Origin of the sequence: Stenotrophomonas sp. GD03877 (assembly GCF_029840555.1) — a bacterium.
Classification (GTDB): Bacteria; Pseudomonadota; Gammaproteobacteria; order Xanthomonadales; family Xanthomonadaceae; genus Stenotrophomonas; species Stenotrophomonas geniculata.
Genome location: NZ_JAOCCT010000003.1, coordinates 50,700 through 72,040 on the forward strand (window position 1 = coordinate 50,700; position 21,341 = coordinate 72,040).

Genomic DNA, 21,341 nt, shown 5'->3' on the forward strand with positions numbered 1-21,341 from the left:
CCCCCCCGCGCCGATAGCTGTCGCGGGCGTGCGCCTTGCGGGCGCCCCCTCCCTCCCCCTCTGGATTCAACATGACTGGCAGTTACAGTCAGAGCCTGGTCGCCATCTCCCTGCTGGTGGCCATTCTTGCTTCGTACACGGCGCTGGACATGGCCGGCCGCCTGGCCACGGCCGAGGGCCGCGTGGCCCGCTGGTGGCTGGCCGGCGGTGCAGCGGCGATGGGCCTGGGTATCTGGTCGATGCATTTCATCGGCATGCTGGCCTTCGACCTGCCGATCCCGGTCGGCTACGACCTCGGCATCACCCTCTACTCGCTGGCCGTGTCGATCGGCGCCTCTGCCTATGCGCTGTGGCTGGTGTCGCGGCCCAGCCTGCCCTGGCGACGGCTGCTGGCCGGCGCCGTGCTGATGGGCCTGGGCATTGCCACGATGCACTACCTCGGCATGGCCGCGATGCGCATGCAGCCGGGCATCGACTATCACCCGGGCTGGTTCGCCGCCTCCATTGCGGTGGCCATCGGCGCCGCCGGTGCTGCGCTGTGGATCGCATTCCGCCTGCGTGCCGAGCAGCGCAACACCATGCGCCTGCGCGCACTGGCCTCGCTGGTGATGGGCCTGGCCATCGTCGGCATGCACTACACCGGCATGGCCGCGGCGCGCTTCCCGGAGGGCAGCATCTGCGGCGCGGTCGGCAGCGGTGGCATCGACACGCGCTGGCTGGCGGTGCTGGTGATCGTCACCACCGTGGCCACGCTGGGTATCGCCCTGGTCGCCTCGCTGTTCGACCGGCAGATGCGCGTGCGCACCGGCCTGCTGGCCGATTCGCTGGCGCATGCCAACAACAAGCTGATCCAGGCCGCCCTGCACGACCCGTTGACCCAGCTGCCCAACCGCATGCTGCTGCAGGACCGCATCGAGCAGGCCATCGAGAAGGCGCGGCGCCGCAACCATGCGGTGGCGGTGATGTTCTGCGACCTGGACGGCTTCAAGGCGGTCAACGATGCCTACGGGCACCAGCTGGGCGACCGCCTGCTGGTGGCGGTGGCGCAGCGTATCGGCGGCCTGCTGCGTCCGCAGGACACCTTCGCCCGCCTCGGCGGCGACGAGTTCGTGATCGTGCTGGCCATCGATGTTCCCGACGATGCGGTGGTGGTGGCCGAGCGGATCATCGCGGCGGCTGGCGAACCGTTCCTGCTGGATGCAGCCGAGCTGCAGGTCAGCGCAAGCCTGGGCATCGCCCTGTACCCGGATGACGCCGGCAACGAGCGCGAGCTGATGGCACACGCCGACGCTGCGATGTACCACACCAAGGAAACCGGGCGGAACGGCTATACGTTCTTCACCCCCTCGATGCAGCTCAGCGCCAACCGTCAGCTGCGCCTGCTGCAGGACCTGCGCAAGGCCGTGATGCGCAATGAACTGATCCTGCATTACCAGCCCAAGTTCCCGGCCGCGGGCGCGCCAGCCACCGGCGCCGAGGCGCTGCTGCGCTGGCAGCATCCGGAGCTGGGCCTGCTGGCGCCGGACGTGTTCATCCCCATTGCCGAACGCAGTGGCCTGATCCTGCCGATCGGCGACTGGGTGCTGGACCGCGCCTGTGCGCAGTTGCGTGCGTGGCACGATGCCGGACATGCCGAATGGTCGATGGCAGTGAACCTGTCGCCCTTGCAGTTCTCCTCCCCGGCCCTTCTGGACAGCGTGCGCGGGGTGCTCGAACGGCACCACATCGAGCCGGCGCGGCTGACCCTGGAGATCACCGAGACCACGGCGATGAAGGACGTCGACGCCAGCCTGGCGATCCTCAACGACCTCACCGCGATGGGCGTGCACATTGCCATCGACGACTTCGGCACGGGCTATTCCAGCCTGCTGTACCTGAAACGCATGCCGGCCACCGAACTGAAGATCGACCGCGCGTTCGTGCATGACCTGGAATGCAATGAAGAGGACGCCGCCATCGTCTCGTCGATCATCGCGCTGGGACGCACCCTGCAGCTGCAGGTGGTGGCCGAAGGCGTGGAGACGCAGGCGCAGCGCGAGTACCTGAGCGAACTGGGCTGCGACCAGTTGCAGGGCTACCACCTGGGCCGACCGATGGACGCCGAGGAATTTCTGCGCCGGGTGGGCTGAGCCGATGTGCGGAGCAAGCTCCGCACCCACCTCATCAGGAGATCCACGCCGTGCGTGGATGTTCCTCGCCGCCCCCCCCCACGGCAAACAGAAAGGCCGCCCGAGGGCGGCCTTTCTGCGTGGCAACGTCGCGAAGACGTCAGTGCATCATGTGCACGTTCATGTTGTGCATGACCCACAGGGTGCCGACCACGATGATGCCGATCACCACCACGGTGAAGGCCGCAGCGTTGACGTTCCAGCGGCTTTCCGAAGAGCGGTCCAGGTGCAGGAAGAACACCAGGTGGACCAGCATCTGCAGCACCGCGGTGATCGCGATCACCACACCGTTGACGGTGCGCGAGAAATCACCCGACATCACCATCCAGAACGGGATGACGGTCAGCACCACCGCCAGCACGAAGCCGATCAGGTACGACTTCACGGTGCCATGGCTTTCGCCGCCGGTGCCGTGGTCGTGTGCATGGTTGTCATGTGCCATTACAGGGCTCCATTGAGGTAGACGACGGAGAACACGCCGATCCAGATCAGGTCCAGGAAGTGCCAGAACAGGCTCAGGCACGCCATGCGGGTCTTGTTGGTCGGGGTCAGGCCGTACTTCTTCAGCTGCACGAACATCACCAGCAGCCACAGCAGGCCGGCGCTGACGTGCAGGCCGTGGGTACCGACCAGGGCAAAGAACGCCGACAGGAAGGCACTGCGGTCCGGACCGTAGCCCTGGTGGATCAGGTGCTGGAACTCCCACACTTCCATGCACATGAAGCCGAAGCCCAGCAGCCAGGTGATGCCCAGCCACAGGTACATCTGGCCCATCTGCTTGCGGTGCATGGCGATCATGCCCAGGCCGAAGGTCAGCGACGAGGTCAGCAGCAGCGCGGTTTCCCATGCAACGAACGGCAGTTCGAACAGGTCCTTCGCGGTGGGGCCACCATCGGTGCCGCCCGCCAGCACCACGTAGGTGGCGAACAGCGAGGCGAAGATGAGGCAGTCGCTCATCAGGTACACCCAGAAACCGAAGACGGTATTGCCGCCGGTGTCGTGATGCTCGTGGTCGTCATGGCCATGGGCCGCCGCGTGCGCGGCGTGCCCGTGGCTCAGGGTCGAGGTATTGGTGCTCATGCCTTCAGCTCCGACTTCACCAGGCCCTGGGCTTCCAGGTGCTTGCGGTGTTCGTTCTCGATGCGTTCCACCTCGGCGGCCGGGACCCAGTAGTCCACGTCCTGGTCGAAGGTGCGGTAGATGAACGTGGCGATCATGCCGACGAAGCCGACGATGGCCAGCCACCAGATGTGCCAGATCATCGCGAAGCCGAACACCAGGCTGAAGGCACCGATGACAACGCCCGTGCCGGTGTTGCGCGGCATGTGGATGTCGGTGTACTTGGCCGGCTTCGGCCAGGCTTCACCACGCTGCTTGCGCTCCCAGAAATCGTCCAGCTCGGTGACTTCCGGCAGCGTGCCGAAGTTGTAGAAGGCCGGCGGCGAAGAGGTTTCCCACTCCAGCGTACGGGCATCCCACGGGTCGCCGGTCAGGTCGACGGTCTTCTTGCGGTCGCGGATCGACACGGCCACCTGGATGATCTGGCACAGGATGCCGGCGCCAACGATGAAGGCACCTGCGGCGGCGATCAGCAGCAGCGGCTCGTAGGCCGGGTTGACCGTGCTCTGCAGGCGACGGGTCATGCCCATGAAGCCCAGCACGTACATCGGCATGAAGGTCACGTAGAAGCCGATGAACCAGCACCAGAACGCGCACTTGCCCCAGAACTCGTTCAGGCGGAAGCCGAACATCTTCGGCCACCAGTAGGTGATGCCGGCGAACATGCCGAACACCACGCCGCCGATGATGACGTTGTGGAAGTGGGCAATCAGGAACAGGCTGTTGTGCAGCACGAAGTCGATGGCCGGGATCGCCAGCATCACGCCGGTCATGCCGCCGATGACGAAGGTGACCATGAAGCCGATGGTCCACAGCACCGGGGTGGTGAAGTGCACGCGGCCGCGGAACATGGTGAACAGCCAGTTGAAGATCTTCACGCCGGTCGGGATCGAAATGATCATCGTCGTGATGCCGAAGAAGGCATTGACGTTGGCACCCGAGCCCATGGTGAAGAAGTGGTGCAGCCACACGATGAACGACAGCACGCCGATGCAGGCGGTGGCGTAGACCATGCCCTTGTAGCCGAACAGCGCCTTGCGCGAGAAGGTCGCGATGACTTCGGAGAACACACCGAACGCCGGCAGGACCAGGATGTACACCTCCGGGTGACCCCAGATCCAGATCAGGTTGATGTACAGCATGGCGTTGCCGCCACCATCATTGGTGAAGAAGTGCGTACCCAGGTAGCGGTCCAGGGTCAGCAGCACCAGGGTGATGGTCAGCACCGGGAAGGCAGCCACGATCAGCACGTTGGTCACCAGGGCGGTCCAGGTGAACACCGGCATCTGCATCAGCTTCATGCTGGGGGTACGCATCTTCAGGATGGTGATGAAGAAGTTGATACCGCTCAGCGTGGTACCCAGGCCTGCGACCTGTAGACCCCAGATGTAGTAGTCCATGCCGACGCTTGGACTGTATTCGATGCCCGACAACGGCGGGAACGCCAGCCAGCCGGTGGCAGCGAACTCACCGATCCACAGCGACAGCATGATCAGCACAGCGCCCGACACGAACAGCCAGAAGCTGAGCGAGTTGACGAACGGGAACGCGACGTCGCGCGCACCGATCTGCAGCGGCACGGCCAGGTTCATCAGGCCGGTGATCAGCGGCATCGCCACGAAGAAGATCATGATCACGCCGTGGGCGGTGAAGATCTGGTCGTAGTGGTGCGGCGGCAGGTAACCCTCGGACCCGCCGACGGCGAGCGCCTGCTGGGTACGCATCATGATGGCGTCGGAGAAGCCACGCAGCAGCATGACGAAGGCGACGATGAGGTACATCACGCCGATCTTCTTGTGATCCACCGAGGTGAACCACTCCTTCCACAGATAGCCCCACAGCTTGAACTTGGTGATCAGGGCCATGACGCCCAGGCCACCCAGCACCGCGCCGACCAGGGTGGTCAGCACGATTGGATCGTGGGGGATCGACTCAAGAGAGAGTTTTCCCAACATGTTCATTCTCCCGAACCCGCGTGGCCGGCATGGCCCGCGTGTTCGTGTTCGTTGGCATCCAGGTTTTCACCCGATTCCTTGGAATCATGTGCGTCACTGGGGGCGTGGCCCTCGTGCGCTTCATGGCTGGCGGCATCGGCAGCGGCGGCACCAGCGTGCGAGTGCTTCATGCCGTAGTGCTTGTTGTCGCCCATGTGCTTGGCGATGACCCAGTCGAACAGGCCTTCTTCGGTCTTGCCGAAGTAGGTGACCGGGTACCACTCGGCGTTGCGTGCTTCACCCAGCGCCTTGAACGAGGTCTTGTCCAGGGTCTGCTCGCCGGCACGGACCTGGTCCAGCCACTGGCGGTATTCGGCATCGGTGACCGAGTAGGCGGTGAAGTGCATCTTGGCGAAGCCCGCGCCGCTGTAGTGCGAGGACATGCCCGGGAATTCACCGGTCTCGTTGGCGATCAGATGGAGCTTGGTCTCCATCGCAGCCATCGAGTAGATCATGCTGCCCAGGTGCGGGATGAAGAAGGCATTCATCACCGAATCGGACGTGATCTTGAAGTTCAGCGGCGTGTTGACCGGGAACTTGATTTCGTTGACGACCGCCACCTTCTCTTCCGGATAGATGAACAGCCACTTCCAGTCCAGCGAGATCGCCTCGATGGTGACCGGCTTGACGTCCGAATCCAGCGGCTTGTACGGGTCCAGTGCGTGCGACGAACGCCAGGTCAGGACCGCCAGCACCAGCACGATCATGCAGGGAATGGACCACACCACCACCTCGATCGCCGTCGAGTGGGACCACTTCGGCTCGTAACGGGCCTTGGTGTTGGAGGCGCGATACTTCCACGCGAAGGTCAGGGTCATGATGATGACCGGGATGACGACCAGCAGCATGAGCACGGTGGCCGTGATCAGCAGGGTCTTCTCATCCTGGCCGATCTGGCCCTTCGGACTGAGGATGGCCACGGCATCGCAGCCGGTGAGCATCACCAGCAACGACAGCAGCAGGCCCGGGCGCAACCAGCGCCCAAGGGTTTTCAACGGAATCATCGGTCGATCCAATTGCGAGGGAATGCCGTTCCCCGTCCTGCCTGTTCCGGCCAAAGCCGGTCCCACCGGTCCGGAAGACAGGCAGGGAGGTGGGGTCGAGTCAGCCTTTCAATTTTAGGCCGTCACCCACCATTTAAGAAAGGCATTGACAATGATCGAGCGCAGGAAAGGCCCGTTTCTGGCTGCGACACGTTGTCGCACCGCACGGGCGCGGCGGGCAGAACACCCGAGGGCGGCATCCTAGCATCGGGTGCTGGCCCGCGGTCCGCCCTCGTTCGGCAAAGTCATCTGAACCTGTTCAGGCGTGCTGACGGGTGCCCGGCATGGGATGCTCGGCGCTGGAGGAAGCCCATGGACAAGATCGACTTCAAGAAGCGCGATCGCGCGCTGTACCAGCCCCCGGTGGGCCGGTTCGTGACGGTGGACGTACCGCCCCTGCCCTACCTGATGGTCGACGGCCACGGGGATCCGAATACCGCCCCCGCGTATGTGCAGGCGGTGCAGTGGCTCTACTCGGTCAGCTATGCACTGAAGTTCGCGCTGAAGGCCAAGGGCCGGGACTACGTGGTGCCACCGCTGGAAGCGCTTTGGACCGCAGAGGATCCGTCGAGCTTTGTGGAACGCCGCAAGGATGAGTGGAGGTGGACGGTGATGATCCGTACGCCGGACGGGATCCGTCCAGAGCAGCTGGAGGCTGCCATCGCCAAGGCGGCGAAAAAACTGGGCGACGCACCGGCCAGTCTTCGCCATCAGGTGATTGAGGAGGGCATCTGCCTGCAGACCCTGCATGTAGGCGCCTACGATGACGAGGGTCCGGCCCTGGCCCATCTGCACGACGAACTGATGCCTTCGCTGGGCTACACCTTCGCCGGCCCCCATCACGAGATCTACCTGGGCGACCCGCGCAGGACCGACGCTGCGCGGTTGAAGACCGTGCTGCGGCAGCCGGTGCGGGCGCTTGAACCTGATAGGGGTTCGCGCCCATGATTTCCCACATCCGCCCAAACAAAAAGCCCCGGCAAAGGCCGGGGCTTTTCATGCAACTGGTGCCGGAAACAGGAGTCGAACCTGCGACCTACGCATTACGAATGCGCCGCTCTACCAACTGAGCTATTCCGGCTTAGCAGGCAATTCTAGAGGGTGCCGGTCAGCAGGTCAATTGAAGCCGCCGCCGCGAGGTTGACCCACTTCATGGTGGCTCGGAACGTCGTTTTACTCATAGGTACAGGAATCGTCGGCGCCCCCCTTGGCCGCCTTGGTGGTACGCATCACATCCCAACCTGTCGCGTTGCGTCACAGCACGACCGCTCGACGACATCGCATTCGTTCCGGACGCCGTTGAAGCCATCATTGAAGCCGGCATCGCCGTCCGCCACCAGCACCAGCGCACCCAGCGCCACCTCCGGCTGCACTTCGCGTTGGTGTGGATCCGGAGATGTGGTGCGCGACAGAACAGGCGTCGCAGTCACGATGTCGCCGGCTCAGCCAGTCCCCACCAAATTGGCGCACACCCGCCCGGCCGCGAAATCCTGCAGGTTCCCCAGCGTGATCGCCGAGATCTCCTGCAGCGCCTCCACGGTGAAGAAGCCCTGGTGGCCGGTCACCAGCACATTGGGGAAGGTCATCAGGCGCTGGAAGGCCTCGTCGTCGATGATCTCGCCGGACAGGTCCTGGAAGAACAGCGCGCTTTCCTGCTCGTACACGTCGATGGCCAGATGACCCAGCCGGCGCGCCTTCAGCGCGCGGATCACTGCATGGGTATCCACCAACCCGCCGCGCGAGGTGTTGACCAGCATCGCGCCCGGCTTCATCCGCGCCAGCGACGCATCATTGATCAGGTGGTGGGTCTCAGGCGTCAGCGGGCAATGCAGCGACACGATGTCGGCGCGTGCCAGCAGTTCATCCAGCCCGACCCTATCGCCGATTCCGCCGAACGCAGCCGACGGATACGGGTCGTGTCCCAGCACGATGCAGCCCATGCCCTTGAAGACGCGCGCAGTGGCCAGGCCGATCTTGCCGGTACCGACGATGCCCACGGTGCGGCCATGCAGGGTGCGCCCGAGCAGGCCATCGAGCATGAAGTTGCCTTCGCGCACCCGGTTGTAGGCGCGATGGGTCTGCCGGTTGAGGGTCATCACCAGCGCCAGCGCATGCTCGGCCACCGCCTCCGGCGAATAGGCCGGTACGCGTGCGACGAACAGATCCAGCGCTTTTGCAACCGCCAGATCCACGTTGTTGAAACCTGCGCATCGCAGCAGCACGGCCCGCACCCCCATCGCATGCAGGGTGTGCAGCACCGGCCCATCCAGGCGGTCGTTGACGAACACGCATACGGCTGCGCAATCCTGCGCCAGCGCCGCCGTGTGCACGTCCAGCGCCACATCGAAGTACACGAACGCAAAGCCGTCCCCAGCCGCATCGCGCTGGTTCGCCTCATCAAGGAAGCGGCGGTCGTAGGGACGGGCACTGAAGACGGCGATCTGCATGGATGGGCCTGGGTGGAATGCCATACCGACCATACCGCAGCAGCGCCCGCGTTGGGATGGCACCGGCGATGCCGTCATCGCCGGTGCCGGGTGCCACTTAGAACCTGTAGCCCAGGCCCAGCATCACGCCGTTCTGGATCTGCCCGTCGCGGCGCTCGCCCACGTAATCGGCCATGATCGACAGCCGCTCGCTGGCACGGCTGGTCACACCCAGGTTCCAGGCCAGCACCTGCTCGCCCACCGCCTGGCTGCTGGCGCCGAACACCAGATCCGGAGCTGCGGCGAAGCCGGTGCTGTAGCGGGCCTGCGAATCGCCCAGCTCCTTCTGCCAGACCACCCGGGCGCGCGGGGTGATGCGCTCACCGTTGTTGCCTTCGAAGGTCTTGAACAGCTGCAGGCCCGCACCCACGCGGATGCTCTCCAGGCTGCCACTGCGGCCAACCAGCGCACCGGCGCCCTGCCCTTCGTTGAAGCGGGTGGCCGACGTGCGCGCGTAGTCCACCACCGGCAGCAACGGCTGGATCACCAGGCCCTTGCCGGTGGTGAACGAGAACGCATGTTCAACACGTGCGGAGATCGCATCGTTGCTGTACTTCGCGCGCAGGGGCTGCTGCAGGCCATCGATACCGCCGATGCTGCGACGGGTGTCATGCCGCAGATCGGTGTAGCGCACGGCCGCCGACAGATAGCCGCGCGCGTACGTCGCATCGAGGTAACCGCCCACGTCCAGCGCGCGCACATCACCGGTGAAACCAGAGCCATCGCTGGCCTTGGTCGACATGTCCGCCGCGGCCACGCTGACGCCCAGGGTCACGCGGTCATCGGCCACGCGGGTGTCTGCACCGATCACGATGCCACCAATGGTGTGGCTCAGGCCGGCCACGCCACCGTCGGCATCGATGCGGCCATGGCTGGCGAAACCACGTGCCCAGATGCCATGGCTGCGTCCGGCATCACCGCTACCCGCAACGCTGCCCGGCGCCGGCTCGACCAGGTGCATCGCCAGCTGGTTGAACAGGCTGCCATGGCGCATGCCCGGCTGGGAGGAGACCGACTGCGCCACCTGCGAGGCCAGGCCATCGGCATCGCCGCCGCTGCGCATGGCCGACTGGTGCTGCTGCACGACGTTGCCGATGCTGCCCACCAGCGCGGTGTCGGCCAGGCGCAGGCTGGCGTGCGCATCACCGCGCAGGGCACCGGCCTGTTGTGCGATCACATCGCGGTCGGCGAACTGCAGTGCGCCCAGCAGCGATCTCAGTCCCTTGTCCTGGCGATCGGAAGCAGTCGCCAGCGCACGGCCCAGGCCGTCGCCGGACGTACCGTTGGCGAACAGGCCCAGCTGGTCAAAGCCCGGGTTGGCAGTCAGCCACAGGCCATCGGCCGTCTGCTTCACGTTGAAGCTCAACAGCGAATTGTGGCGGGGACGGAACACATCACCGCTGATGCTGGCGCTGTAGCTGGTGTCGCCCAGGCGCACGGCCTCTTCGAAGCCGCCCTGGTAGATCGGGCCCTCAACCAGGTCACGACGGAAGTCCTGGCCGTAGTAGCCCTGCGCCACGTTCAGTTCGAGGAAGGCACCCTTGGAGATCACCAGTGCCCCCTCGGTCTGCTCGTCATCGAAGAAGGTGCCCACGCGCAGGCGGCCGGCGGTGGTGCCACCATTCTCTGTAACGTCGAACAGCACCTTGCCGCCCGGCATGATGTTGACGTAGCCATGGGTGACCAGGTCGCCACCGCGCGGCATCAGCGTGCCGAACACGCGCAGGCGGTTGAAACCGTCTTCGCGGTACGACGGGCCGGTGCCGTCCAGCAATGCAGCGCGGTCCATCGCCGTACCCGCCACGTCGCCATGGCCGACCAGCATGCCTGCGCCGAGCACGCGCACTTCCGATGCGCGCAGGGCACCGCCTTCCAGCGCGATGGTGCCATTGTCGACCAGCATGAAATCCGCACCCGTCGTCGCGGACGTGCGCCAGGTGGCGCCGTTGGTCACCCGGATCACGCCCATGGCGTTGTCCAGCGTGGAGACATCCAGATCAGCCAGCCGCAGCTTGGACAGCAACAGGTCCTGGATGTCCGGGTCACTGAGGTAACCCTGCACCGACAGCGCACCGATGCCCTGCGGACCCTTGCTGGATGCGTTGTAGATGCTCTGCGCGAGATTGATGTAGGTGGATCGCCAGTCGGTATTCCAGCGCGCGAAATCATCATCGACGAACGCCTGCAACTGGCGTCCGGTACGCAGGTAGCCGGGGTTGATGTCGCCGGTCACGTTGGCGGTGACATTCAAGGTGTCGCCCGGATCGCGGTACCCGTTCGCGGTGATGATCCTGTTGCTGTAGATGTCCTGGCCGGGGAACGACTCCAGCTTGCTGCCACTGCCATCGGGGTCGAAAGTGACCGAGGAACCGGTGCTGCGTGCCGGATCGCGGAACACCAGCAGGCCGTTCGGCTTCACCACTTCGTACATGGCCTTGTGCAGCAGCCCGGCATCCATGCCACCACCGTAGTTGCCGGTGTAGATCTGGGTCATGCGCGGCGACGGCGTGTAGATCACCTTGCCGCCGCTGCTGGCCGCGTGGATCTGCACCGAGTCGATGAGCGGCAGATCGCCGGCCAGATAGCGTTCGACGCCGCCAGACTGCATGATCGAGCAGGACGAGATGCAATTGCCGGACACGATGGTGTTCAGTCCGGAGGTGCGGATGATGCCCTGCAGCCACTCGCCGGCGATCAACGCACCACCATTGGACGTGCGCAGCACCACCTCACGGACCGGCCGGCCTTCGGCCTGCGCCTTGGCCAGCAGTGCCGGCAGGGACACCACGTCGGCGTAGGTCACATCGCCACTCAGGAAGATGCGATCGCCCTGCACGTGATAATTCATTGCCATGACGTCATCCACCACGGATATGGCGGCAACGCCCATCAGCCCGGCCAGGGCCAGGCTCAACTTCGAATACTTCATGTGTTCTCTCTCCACCCGCAACACGCGGGTAGAACGATCAACGCCACAGCGGGGTGATCTCCCCCAGTGGAACGGATCCTGAAAAATGAATACATTCACAATGAGAATCCGATCGATGCACACTCTTCCCCATCCGGTCATCGTCGCGTAAAACTCGATGACGCATTCGCCACCGACAGTCGAGGCCAGCCCTGTCCACCCCGTCTCCCCTGATCCATCGCGCGCCGGAGCTACCCGCACCTGCGGATGCCTTCATCGCGTTCGTACGCGAAGAGCGCGCACCGCTGTGCGCGTTCCTGCGCACGCGGGGGGTCGGGCCTGAGGATGCGGAGGATATCGCGCAGGACTGCATGGAGCGGCTGATCCGCTACCGCGCACAGGGCCCGGACGAACTGCGCCTGCTGCTGTATCGTATCGCCCGCAACCGCCTGGCAGACCGCGGCCGCTCGCCGCAGTCGCGGCCGCATCTGCCGCTGGCCGAACACGATGGCAGCGACGAACCGTCCAGTTCCTCGCCCGATCCATTGCGCCAGGCCGAGTCAGGGCAGATGCTGTCCCTGCTGCGGCAGGCCCTGTTCAAGCTGCCCGAACGCGCACGCGAGGTCTATCTGCTCAACCGCATCACCGGCATGAGCTACACGCAGATCGCGCGGCATTGTGGAATTACTGCCAAGACCGTGGAAAAACATATCGCCCGGGCCCTGCAGGGCCTGCGTCAGGAGTTGGGATCGGATCCGCTGCACAACGACAGGGACGGCCAATGAGTGGCACCCCGCACAGGGATGATGCACAGCTGTTTGAACGCGCCAGCGCCTGGGTAGCCCGCCTGGAAGCCCCGGACTGCACGTCGGTCGAACGCGAGGCGTTCGAGGACTGGCTGGCCGAAGATCCGGCCCACGTCAAAGCCTGGGTGCAGGCCGAAACCCTGTTCCAGCAGGGTTCGGCGCTTGCGGCTGACCCTTGGCTGCGCACCGCCGCGGCACGGGCGGCGCGTCCGCCGCGCCGGCGCTGGCTGCCGGGCGTGGCCGCTGCCGCCGGTGTCTGCATGGCGATCGGCATCGGCTGGATGGTTGCCGTCGACGGCAACCCGACGCCGCAGGTCTACGCCAATGATTCGCACCAGCCACAGCAGCAGACGCTGGCCGATGGCAGCGTCGCCATGCTGGATGCCGGCACCACCCTCCACGCCCGCTTCGGCTGGCGCCATCGTGATCTGGTGCTGGAGCGGGGCCGGCTGCAACTGCAGGTCGCACCGTCGAACAAGGCGCTGAAACTGCACGCCGGCGACAGTACGATCCGTGACATCGGCACGACCTTCCAGGTGGAACGCCTGCGCGACGGCCTGGTCGAGGTCGCGCTGCTGGAAGGTGCCGTGGAAGTCAGCAACGGCGCAGCGCAGCACACGCTGGCGCCTGGCCAACAGCTGCAGGTACTGCCCTCCGGCCGCATCCAGCCGGGCCCTGCCCTCTCGTCCAACGCAGCCGCTGAAGGCTGGCTGCGGGGGCAACTGGTGTTCGATGCCACGCCCCTGTCGATCGTGGTCGAGCGCATGAACCGTTATGGCCGCACGCCGCTGGTGATCGTCGATCCGGAGATCACCGACCTGGCTGTAAGCGGCACCTTCCGCGCCGGTGATGCACAGGAGCTGCTGTCGGCGCTGGAACTGGGTTGGTCCGTGGCTGGCCAGACGCGTCCGGATGGCGCGCTGGAACTGCGCCGCACCTACTGAGGAGACCGGCAGTGACGGCAGGTCCGGGTGCGCTGCAGTGGGGGCTGCTCCGCGCCCTGCTATGCCTTGCACTGGGTGTTGCCGCACTACCGATGGCCGATGCCGGCGAGCCCGCCGGCACGCTGGAGATCGACGTGGGCGCGGGCCCACTGGTGCCGGCACTGCAGCAATGGGCCCGGCAGAGTGGCACCGCCCTGCTGTTCGACGCACGTGAACTGGATGATCTGCGCACCACTGGCACACGTGGCCAACGCGATACCGGGGCCTCCCTGAAGCTGCTGGTCGCCGGCCTGCCGGTGAACATCCTGCGCACGTCCTCGGGTGCCTTTGTCGTGCGACGTGTCCATCCCGAGCCACCTGCCACGCCACCGAAAGCGGTCGCAGCCCCGCGCCTGCCGCACCCGGCTCCCAGGTCCGCCGACACGCCACACCAGGTGGAACTGGCACCCATCCACGTCACCGGCAGCCGGCTGCCGCGCTCTTCGGTGCAGACCACACTGCCGGTCACCACCATCGATCGCGACGACATCCTGCGCAGTGGCTACGGCAATCTGTTCGACCTGCTGCGGCACCTGCCCGGCATGAACGGCCATCCCGCCATGAGTACCTCGCGCGGCGGCGATTCGCAGTACCTGCCGGTGGGTGCAGCGGCCACCACCAGCCTGGACGGGATGGGCCCGCGGGCGACGCTGTTCCTGGTCAACGGCCGGCGCCTGCCGCGTTATCCCATGGTGTCGCTGGAACAGGGCGGGCTCACCGACCTCGGCGGCATTCCGCTGAGCTTCGTCGACCGCATCGAACTGGTACGCGGCGGTGCCTCGGCCATCTATGGGGCCGATGCCATGTCCGGCGTGGTCAACATCATCCTGCGCGACCAGGCCGATGGGCCCGAAGCCATGCTGCAGACCGGACTCAGCAGCCGCGGCGATGCGGGCCAGTACCGCCTGCAGGCCGCCACGGGCGGCGCGCGTGGCAATGGGGACCGCTGGTTTGCCGGCCTGGATCTGCACCGTGTCGAGCATGTCGCCGGTGACCAGCGTGACTGGCATGCGGAAACCTCGCTGTATCCGATCGGCGCGATCTTCGGCAACTGGTACGTGCCCGCCCGACGCTGCGAGCCGCCCCTGAAGCGGCGCGAGGATGGCTGCTGGTTTGACAGCGCGCGCCCGCGTTCGCTGCAGCCCGCCTCGGATACCGCGTCGGCCTACCTGCACTACCGGCATGAACGTGGCGAGGGACGCTATGCCTATGTCGAGGCACGGGCCAGTCACAACCGTCAGCGCTTCGACCTGGGCCCGACTGCCGTTGCCGTAGTCTCGCGCGGAATCACCTTCAACAGTGTGCTGCGCGAGGCCGGCAACGTGCGCCCCAGCGTCCGCGCCACCGATGCGGACGTCACCCTCGGCATCGGCCGTGACCAGGGCCGGCGCAGCTGGGAGGCGGGCATCAGCGCGCAGCGCAGCGAAGTCACCTTGTCCACTGCCGGCACCGTGCGCACGACGCGCCTGCTTGAAGCAACGCAGGCGCGCAGGTTCACCCCCGGTTTCGACGCGCCGCCGGCGGCCGAGGCGGACACGCTGTTTCCGTCCATCCGCAACCGCGGCAGCACCGCACAATGGCAGGGCTGGTGGGGTGTGCAGCGTGAACTGATGGCAATGCCCGGGGGCAATGCGCAGCTGGCCACCGGCATCGACCTGCGCCATGAACGCTGGGTCTCGCGTCCGGATGTGCTGCTGAGCCAGGGCGACCTTGCGCTGGGCCTGCCGCAGCAGCAACGCCGCCTGTCGCGACAAAGCAGTGGCGTCTATACCGAGCTGGGCCTGCCGCTGGCACCCACGCTGCGCGCGGACCTGGCTGCACGCTGGGACCGCGACGGCGGCTTCATGGCGTTCTCGCCTCGTGCCGGGCTGCGCTGGAGCCCGACGCCGCACTGGTCGTTCCTGCTGGCCAGCGGGCGCGGTTACCGTGCACCGAGCCTGTTCGAGCAACGGCGGCCTCCCGGCTACTTCGGCTCGATCACGCTTCCGGTGTCCAATGCCCTTCCGGAATGTGCAATCGCCACCCGCGGTGGCGGCTGCAGCGTCACGGCCAACGTCGTAGAGAACGATGCACTGAAGGCCGAGCGATCGCGCAGCCATTCGCTGGCAGCCACGTGGACACCCAACGACACGTTCTCGCTGTCGCTGACCCACAACATCGTGGAACTGCGCAACGAGATCCTCGCCCTGCAGCCCAGCGATGCGGTGTGGAATCGTAGTACCTGGGAACTGGATGAAGACGGCCACCTGAGCAGCCTGCGCCTGTCGTTCGACAACATCGGCCGCACCACCTCCCGCAACTGGGTGCTGCGTGGCGAGTACCGCATCGACAGCGGCAGCAACGGCCAGTGGTTGTTTTCGCTCGATGCGCTGAAACAGCAGGAGCTGCGCCGCCGCCGTGACCACGAGGCCGCCGTGGACCTGCGCGGCCACGTGACACCCGAGCTGGCTGCGGTGTTGAACGTGCAATGGCAGAACAGCAACTGGGACATCGCCCTGCGCGGCAACCAGGTCGGGCGCACCCGTGCCTGGCTGCCCGGGGCCGAGTGCCCGCAGGATCAGGTCGATCGGAACCAGTGCATGAATCCACGCCAGCTGCGCTGGAACCTGCACCTCGCACGTCGGCTGGGGCCGCGCCTCGTTGCAGCGCTGGATGTGCACAACGTACTCGATGCGCAACCGGTGAACTATCTGGTCGGCAATGGCGGACAGATGCCGGGCCTGGACGATCCGCTCGGCCGCTACTACCTGCTTACCCTGCAGTTCCGCTGAAGCGTAGTAATCTACGCGCCCTGTTCCACCGCGGTCCCCTTCCCCCATGAAAGCCTATCTCTGGTTCTGGGGCGCGTTCCTGCTGTTCTTCGCGTTGCCTTTTCCCTGCATTCTCTATTTCGGCACTTCGTGGCCGGTGGCGTTGGTCGACCGCAGCGCGCCGTGGCCGGCACTGTTGCTGCTCGCACTGTCGCTGGCCTTGTGGCTGACGCTGCTGTTCGCCTTCCTGCACTACCTGTTGCTGGGGCCACCGCGCGCACTGCACCGGGTGCAGTCGATCCTGGCCGACGGTGAACCGCGCAGTGCGCTGATCGAACAGGCCGAACAGACCGGCGTACAGGTGCGCGGCTTCGCGCAGTGGGAACTTCAGTTGTCCTTCAAGAACCTGTCAGGTACGCCGATCCGCGAACAGATGCTGGTGGTCGACAGCAAACCCCAGCTGCATCGCTTCGAGGTGGGCAGGCACATCGATGCGCGCCTGGGCCGGACGCCCGGGGCATTCCCCAACATCGTGCTGGACGGCGCCCAGCCCGAACTGAATGTTGCCAGCCTGTGGCGGCGTGGCATCGGTGCAGCACTCGGCATCGCAGCCGTTGCCGCTGCCTATGTGTTGGCCTACCGGCTGCAGAACGAGGGGCTGGGCTGGACCTTCCTGTCGTTCGGTCACCCGCTGCTGGTATGCCCGCTGGTGCTGTGTGGCTATGCGCTGGGGCTGCGCCTGCTCGGCCGCCTGCTGCACGCCGATGCCCGCGGTGATGCGCTGAAGTATCGCGGCATCGGCGTGGAGGCCCGGGTATTGAAGGTCCGTCAGACCGGCACCTACCTCAACGAACAACCACAGGTGGAGTTCCAGCTGGAATACATCGACCGCGAAGGCAACGTACAGCAGGCCCGCGTGCGCCGCTTCATCCCGCTGATTGAACTGGCCAACATCCCGCGCGAGCACGTGACGCTGCTGTACGACCCGGATGACCGCAGCAACGTGCGGCTGGAGGGAATATGAAGCAGCCTCCCTCCACCCGCACGGTGTTCCTGATACTGCTGCTGGTTCTGGCGGGCGCGGCCATTGCCGGCGGCGCAGTGCAGACCATCAGCGAAACGCTGGGGCATTCGGTACAGCCGGACCGGTTGCCACCCTCCGTCCCGTCTCAGTCACAGCGCGAACAACCCGTATCGCTTGTGCCGTCCCCGGCGCCCTTCCCCGCGGCGAGTACCGCTGCGGCGCCCGAGCGCAACAATCGCCTGTTCGATGCGGACTACCTGCTGGCTGCCCGTCAGGCACTGGAGCAGCTGCCGGCACTGGCCGGCCAGCGGCTGACGGTCTTCCACAGCATCCACTTCTACGACGATGGCCGCATCAACCTGGATCTGATCGATCCGCAACAGCCGGGCCACGTCGACAGCTATCACTTTGAACGTGGCCAGTGGCGCAAGGGCAATCCGGTGAACCCGCAGCAGTTCGCGCCGACCATCAGCTTGCAGCGCAGCAGCACGCCTCTGGCCAACGTTGATTTCGATGCCGTGCCACGCGTGGCCAAAGCGCTGCAGGAACAGCGCAATGCGCTGCAGAACCCCGCATCCGAAGTCGGCCATGTCTACGTGATCGTGCGCAAAGCCGGCAAACTGGTATGGCTGCCGGACGAAGTGGCCGGTGATCGCGAATCCGTGCGGCTGCAGTTCGACGCACAGGGCAACGCCCGCGGCGTAAGCCGTCAGTAGGCAACGCGACCCATCCAGCTCTGGCAGCCGTTACTCCAGCAGGTAGAGCAAGGCCATTTGTTCGCTGACGAGAAGACTTGAACCAGCCGGCAGCCAATGCGGATAGCCTCGATGGATCACAACTCCCAGTACTTGGAACCTTGGGTTTCATGCAGCCGGGATAGGAAGCCTGCAAGCGAGTCCGATGCTTCAGGCCAATCTTTTCGCTCGTCCAAAGGCAGGCAGACCAGCACCGTACCAAAGGCGTTCATCACCAGTAGATCTGAATCGCCGTAGAAGCGGCCAAATACGACATCGCCGCTCCGGAAATCCAACGGACGCGAACCAGCGAGGAAGGTCGTCTGAACGTGTGCATCCTCGACGCTGAGCATCTCCATGCCCCATTGACCGAATTGCTCGTCCTTGAACAATTCCGCCGAAGCGTACACCTTCCAGAATGCGAGCAACTGCGCTGGGCAGCCCTGTAATCGCCGGTCTTCTGATATTGCAGCACCACGTTCTACGAAGAAGGATCGAAGCAGGAAAGGACACGCCCCATGCTGATGCATGGCGACCCGAGGCTTTGACCACTCCGCCCGGATGGCATCGATAACTGCAAACAGCGCGTTGATTCCCCTAGCCATCAGAAAATCATAACGAGGCCAGGCTAGCGATGACCAGGAAAAACTGAACGGGCTATGGCGTACTGCGCGCCGTAGTACGTGGACAACACCAGCAGGCTGGCCAACGGCAGGCCACCGGCGAAGCGGTCCCAGGCCAGCAGGGAATCGCTGGCCACGAACAGCAATGCACCTGCCGCGGCCCAGCGGGCGCTTCGGGCGTCCACGGCATCGGGCTGCGGGCTGCGCCACTGCCGTGCCAGGGCCAGCGCTGCCATCGATGCCAGCACCACCACGTATGCCAGCACCGGCACACGCATCGGCACCGGCAGGTGCGGCCACAGGCCAAGCACATTGAGTACGGCAAAGGCCGCCAGCAGGACGCTGGCGGCCAGCAGCCCACGCCCGGCACGCAGGCCATCGCGGAAGGCGACGATGTAGCAGACATGCGCCAGCAGGAACGCGACCAGTCCCGGCACGAACGCATCCATCGGCAGCATCAGCGCGATGTCGCCCACGCACGAAAGCAGCATGCCGGCCAGCACCGCACGGCGGTAGAACGGCTGCGCCGGATCATGCACACGGCAGGCGATGGCCGCGATCAGCAGCGTGGTCGCGGGCTTGGCCAGCCAGTGCAGCCATCGCCCATCGCCGTGCAGGAACGCGCCGACGATGGCGAGGATCGCCATCAACAGGACCACGCCATCGCGGGCGCGCGATTTCATCGCGCCTTCCACAGATCTGCAAGGCGGTCGGGCTTGCCGGTGATGCGCTCCAGCACCGGGTACTGCAGGCCACCGTGGTAAGCGATGCTCATGGTTTCAATGCGGTCGAACTGCTTCACCAGCAACATGATCGGCGCCTTGTCCTTCGCTGCCGCAGCCACCGCGTCCTTCAAGCGCTGGCTGCTGTACTCGCGCCCGCCCACCGCGATCACCTTCATGCCAGGTGCAAGACCGGCGTTGAAGGCCGGGCTGTCCCAGATCACATCACCGACCGTGCCGTTGTCGAGCACGGTCGCACCCAGCGAGTACGCCAGCAGCGCCGCCTTCGCGCGCTTCTCCTGCGCCTTGTAGGCATCGTTCGGGGTATCGCGGTAGACCAGCTTCCAACCCGCCAGCTCCAGGCCGCCAGTCAACGAACCGTGGCCGTCCAGGCGCCCGCGCAGGAACGTGGCCCAGTCGTACGGCGCGATGCCGTTCAAGGTCGCGACCACGTCATTGAAGGTGTACGGATTGACGTCCCAGTCGCCATTGCCGACGCCGAAAAAGGCGCGCGCGAAGTCGTCCAGGCTGCGGCGGTTGCCGCTCAGTTCGCGCAGCTTGCCCTCCACTTCCAGCCACAGCATCTGGCCGCCGGAGTAGTAGTCCTCGCTCATCTGATAGTTGCGATACGGCAGCGTGCGACGCTGGGCGATGGTCGGGTCATTGGTGGTGTCCTGCAGCGGACGCCAGGCCAGGCCCGGGCGGCCACGGTCATAGGTCGCGGCCACATTGGCCAGCATGTCGCGCGCCTGCGCAGCCGACCACAACCCCGAGCGTGCTGCCAGCACCTGCCCCCAGAACTGGGTCTGCCCTTCGTACACCCACAGCAGGCTGTCGCCCATGGGCACGTTGAAGTTGGCGGTGGCCAGGTCGGCGCCGCGACGGTACTTGCCGTTCCAGGAATGGGTGTACTCGTGCGGCAGCAGGTCACGCATCCACGCGTTGCTGTCCCACTCGGTGAAGTAGCCCGGATCGGCACTGTTCTCGCTGGAACGGTGATGCTCCAGGCCGATGCCACCGAGGCGGTCGGTCAATGCCAGCAGGAACTCATAGTGGTTGTAGTGGCGCGCACCGTAGAGCTTGTCGGCCTGCTGCACCAGCGCGCGGTGCATCATGATCTGCGCCTCGCTCGGCTTCAGCGACTTGGCGTCGTCGGCAAACACATTGAGGTGCACCGGTACCTTCGCGCCCGGATCGAGATCAATGCGCTGATAGTGCTCGCCGGCAAACAGCGGCGAATCGACCAGGTGATCGTAGGAGATCGGCTTGAACACCACGGTGTCGCCGTCGCGGCGCGCGGTTTCCAGCGCAGTGGCGAATGACCAGCCCTTGGGCAAGGTCACGCTGGCCTGCGCCTGCAGCTGGCGCGCATCGACGCCGGCCGGATACAGCGAGTTGGCGTTCCACTGCAGGTTGAGCATCTCCGGAGTCATCACCACCCGCCCCTGGCTGCCACCCTGCGAAGACAGGAAATCGAAGTGGGCGACGATCTCGCTGGCGCCCTCCGGCACGTTCACCTTGAACGCATAGACGTTGTACTGATCGCGCTGCCAGGCCAGCGGCCTGCCGTTGGCGGTCACGCGCAGGCCGGCCAATTTATCGATCGGGCCGGTGGGCGAATGGTTGCCGGGAATCCACTGCGGGTACAGCAGGGTCATCGGGCCGGGTTTGGCCGGCACCGTGGCGGTCACCTTGAAGATGCGACGGGCCAGATCGCGCGCGTCGACCTCGATGCGCAGCAGGCCGGCAGCCGCCGCGTTCGCCGGTGGCGAGGTCTGCGCCAGTGCAGGCGTGGCCGCCAGCGCGAACAGCAACGACATCGCCAAGGCTCGGGTCTTCATCGGGCAACTTCCAACAACGGAGAATCTTCCGATGCTAGGCCTGTAAAGTGCCCCGCCCCATGGCCAAAGGTCATGGGCGGGCCGCTCATCCACGCATGCCAAAAAGCGTGCGAAGCAAGGTTCGCACCCACCAGAGCAGT

Annotated in this window: 17 protein-coding genes and 1 tRNA gene; 7 read left to right on the forward strand and 11 right to left on the reverse strand. The window is 65.5% G+C overall.

Features of this window, described 5'->3' with window-relative positions; all coding sequences use genetic code 11:
- Positions 1–71 precede the first annotated feature (71 nt).
- Positions 72–2,129: a bifunctional diguanylate cyclase/phosphodiesterase gene (locus N5D20_RS02690; protein ID WP_191850894.1), complete on the forward strand. Its 2,058-nt coding sequence runs from the start codon at positions 72–74 to the stop codon at positions 2,127–2,129.
- Positions 2,130–2,268: 139 nt separating this feature from the next.
- Here the strand turns inward: N5D20_RS02690 and cyoD are convergent, their stop codons facing one another.
- Genes cyoD through cyoA form a run of 4 tightly spaced genes read right to left on the reverse strand, consistent with a single transcriptional unit; the run spans position 2,269 to position 6,285 of the window.
- Entirely contained in the window at positions 2,269–2,610 is a 342-nt protein-coding gene (cyoD, locus tag N5D20_RS02695) for a cytochrome o ubiquinol oxidase subunit IV (protein ID WP_005408584.1), read from the reverse strand.
- Positions 2,610–3,248 (reverse strand): cytochrome o ubiquinol oxidase subunit III, encoded by a 639-nt coding sequence (cyoC, locus tag N5D20_RS02700; protein ID WP_005408583.1) that lies wholly within the window; start codon positions 3,246–3,248, stop codon positions 2,610–2,612. Before cyoC ends, cyoD begins: the two co-directional genes overlap by 1 nt.
- A complete protein-coding gene (gene cyoB / locus N5D20_RS02705) occupies positions 3,245–5,242 on the reverse strand; it encodes a cytochrome o ubiquinol oxidase subunit I (RefSeq protein ID WP_005408582.1) in 1,998 nt (665 codons plus the stop codon). Before cyoB ends, cyoC begins: the two co-directional genes overlap by 4 nt.
- Positions 5,243–5,244: 2 nt before the next feature.
- Positions 5,245–6,285: a ubiquinol oxidase subunit II gene (gene cyoA / locus N5D20_RS02710; protein ID WP_010483288.1), complete on the reverse strand. Its 1,041-nt coding sequence runs from the start codon at positions 6,283–6,285 to the stop codon at positions 5,245–5,247.
- A gap of 351 nt (positions 6,286–6,636) precedes the next feature.
- Between cyoA and N5D20_RS02715 the strand changes: the two genes are divergently transcribed.
- Positions 6,637–7,272, forward strand: a complete 636-nt coding sequence (locus N5D20_RS02715) for a GyrI-like domain-containing protein (protein WP_010483289.1) — start codon at positions 6,637–6,639, stop codon at positions 7,270–7,272.
- Positions 7,273–7,329: 57 nt separating this feature from the next.
- Here the strand turns inward: N5D20_RS02715 and N5D20_RS02720 are convergent.
- The 4 genes from N5D20_RS02720 to N5D20_RS02735 form a co-directional block, all read right to left on the reverse strand.
- Positions 7,330–7,405, reverse strand: a tRNA-Thr gene (locus N5D20_RS02720).
- Positions 7,406–7,553: 148 nt separating this feature from the next.
- On the reverse strand, positions 7,554–7,754 hold the full coding sequence (locus N5D20_RS02725; protein ID WP_149866597.1) for a hypothetical protein: 201 nt from the start codon (positions 7,752–7,754) through the stop codon (positions 7,554–7,556).
- A 12-nt stretch (positions 7,755–7,766) separates the two neighbouring features.
- On the reverse strand, positions 7,767–8,771 hold the full coding sequence (locus N5D20_RS02730) for a 2-hydroxyacid dehydrogenase (protein WP_279914555.1): 1,005 nt from the start codon (positions 8,769–8,771) through the stop codon (positions 7,767–7,769).
- Between the two features lie 97 nt (positions 8,772–8,868).
- Entirely contained in the window at positions 8,869–11,739 is a 2,871-nt protein-coding gene (locus N5D20_RS02735; RefSeq protein WP_279914556.1) for an autotransporter outer membrane beta-barrel domain-containing protein, read from the reverse strand.
- A gap of 254 nt (positions 11,740–11,993) precedes the next feature.
- Between N5D20_RS02735 and N5D20_RS02740 the strand changes: the two genes are divergently transcribed.
- Genes N5D20_RS02740 through N5D20_RS02760 form a run of 5 tightly spaced genes read left to right on the forward strand, consistent with a single transcriptional unit; the run spans position 11,994 to position 17,997 of the window.
- Positions 11,994–12,503 carry an RNA polymerase sigma factor gene (locus N5D20_RS02740; protein ID WP_029379863.1) on the forward strand — a complete coding sequence of 170 codons (510 nt, stop codon included), beginning with the start codon at positions 11,994–11,996 and terminating at the stop codon, positions 12,501–12,503.
- Positions 12,500–13,468: a FecR domain-containing protein gene (locus N5D20_RS02745; RefSeq protein ID WP_125437069.1), complete on the forward strand. Its 969-nt coding sequence runs from the start codon at positions 12,500–12,502 to the stop codon at positions 13,466–13,468. The genes N5D20_RS02740 and N5D20_RS02745 overlap by 4 nt, the downstream gene beginning before the upstream one ends.
- Before the next feature lie 11 nt (positions 13,469–13,479).
- The gene (locus N5D20_RS02750) at positions 13,480–16,278 is read left to right on the forward strand and encodes a TonB-dependent receptor (RefSeq protein ID WP_071305673.1); all 2,799 of its coding nucleotides are present in this window, start codon (positions 13,480–13,482) and stop codon (positions 16,276–16,278) included.
- A gap of 46 nt (positions 16,279–16,324) precedes the next feature.
- On the forward strand, positions 16,325–17,281 hold the full coding sequence (locus tag N5D20_RS02755; protein ID WP_019337510.1) for a hypothetical protein: 957 nt from the start codon (positions 16,325–16,327) through the stop codon (positions 17,279–17,281).
- Positions 17,278–17,997, forward strand: coding sequence for a hypothetical protein (locus tag N5D20_RS02760; RefSeq protein ID WP_262102445.1), 720 nt, complete (start codon positions 17,278–17,280; stop codon positions 17,995–17,997). Before N5D20_RS02755 ends, N5D20_RS02760 begins: the two co-directional genes overlap by 4 nt.
- A gap of 116 nt (positions 17,998–18,113) precedes the next feature.
- On the opposite strand, the gene N5D20_RS02765 is transcribed toward N5D20_RS02760, so the two are convergent.
- The 3 genes from N5D20_RS02765 to N5D20_RS02775 are packed head-to-tail and all read right to left on the reverse strand — an operon-like array spanning position 18,114 to position 21,201.
- Complete coding sequence (locus N5D20_RS02765; RefSeq protein ID WP_019337508.1) at positions 18,114–18,620, reverse strand: hypothetical protein; 507 nt, start codon at positions 18,618–18,620, stop codon at positions 18,114–18,116.
- Between the two features lie 23 nt (positions 18,621–18,643).
- On the reverse strand, positions 18,644–19,321 hold the full coding sequence (locus tag N5D20_RS02770) for a lysoplasmalogenase (protein ID WP_279914560.1): 678 nt from the start codon (positions 19,319–19,321) through the stop codon (positions 18,644–18,646).
- Complete coding sequence (locus N5D20_RS02775) at positions 19,318–21,201, reverse strand: M61 family metallopeptidase (RefSeq protein ID WP_019337506.1); 1,884 nt, start codon at positions 21,199–21,201, stop codon at positions 19,318–19,320. Before N5D20_RS02775 ends, N5D20_RS02770 begins: the two co-directional genes overlap by 4 nt.
- Between the last annotated feature and the right edge of the window lie 140 nt (positions 21,202–21,341).

Excerpts from the sequence above, each read along its gene's own strand:
- cyoC (WP_005408583.1), bottom strand. The coding sequence starts at position 3,248 with ATGAGCACCAATACCTCGACCCTGAGCCACGGGCACGCCGCGCACGCG.
- N5D20_RS02730 (WP_279914555.1), bottom strand. The coding sequence starts at position 8,771 with ATGCAGATCGCCGTCTTCAGTGCCCGTCCCTACGACCGCCGCTTCCTT.
- N5D20_RS02745 (WP_125437069.1), top strand. The coding sequence starts at position 12,500 with ATGAGTGGCACCCCGCACAGGGATGATGCACAGCTGTTTGAACGCGCC.
- cyoB (WP_005408582.1), bottom strand. The coding sequence starts at position 5,242 with ATGTTGGGAAAACTCTCTCTTGAGTCGATCCCCCACGATCCAATCGTG.
- N5D20_RS02775 (WP_019337506.1), bottom strand. The coding sequence starts at position 21,201 with ATGAAGACCCGAGCCTTGGCGATGTCGTTGCTGTTCGCGCTGGCGGCC.
- cyoD (WP_005408584.1), bottom strand. The coding sequence starts at position 2,610 with ATGGCACATGACAACCATGCACACGACCACGGCACCGGCGGCGAAAGC.
- N5D20_RS02755 (WP_019337510.1), top strand. The coding sequence starts at position 16,325 with ATGAAAGCCTATCTCTGGTTCTGGGGCGCGTTCCTGCTGTTCTTCGCG.
- N5D20_RS02690 (WP_191850894.1), top strand. The coding sequence starts at position 72 with ATGACTGGCAGTTACAGTCAGAGCCTGGTCGCCATCTCCCTGCTGGTG.
- cyoA (WP_010483288.1), bottom strand. The coding sequence starts at position 6,285 with ATGATTCCGTTGAAAACCCTTGGGCGCTGGTTGCGCCCGGGCCTGCTG.
- N5D20_RS02735 (WP_279914556.1), bottom strand. The coding sequence starts at position 11,739 with ATGAAGTATTCGAAGTTGAGCCTGGCCCTGGCCGGGCTGATGGGCGTT.
- N5D20_RS02715 (WP_010483289.1), top strand. The coding sequence starts at position 6,637 with ATGGACAAGATCGACTTCAAGAAGCGCGATCGCGCGCTGTACCAGCCC.
- N5D20_RS02770 (WP_279914560.1), bottom strand. The coding sequence starts at position 19,321 with ATGAAATCGCGCGCCCGCGATGGCGTGGTCCTGTTGATGGCGATCCTC.
- N5D20_RS02765 (WP_019337508.1), bottom strand. The coding sequence starts at position 18,620 with ATGGCTAGGGGAATCAACGCGCTGTTTGCAGTTATCGATGCCATCCGG.
- N5D20_RS02760 (WP_262102445.1), top strand. The coding sequence starts at position 17,278 with ATGAAGCAGCCTCCCTCCACCCGCACGGTGTTCCTGATACTGCTGCTG.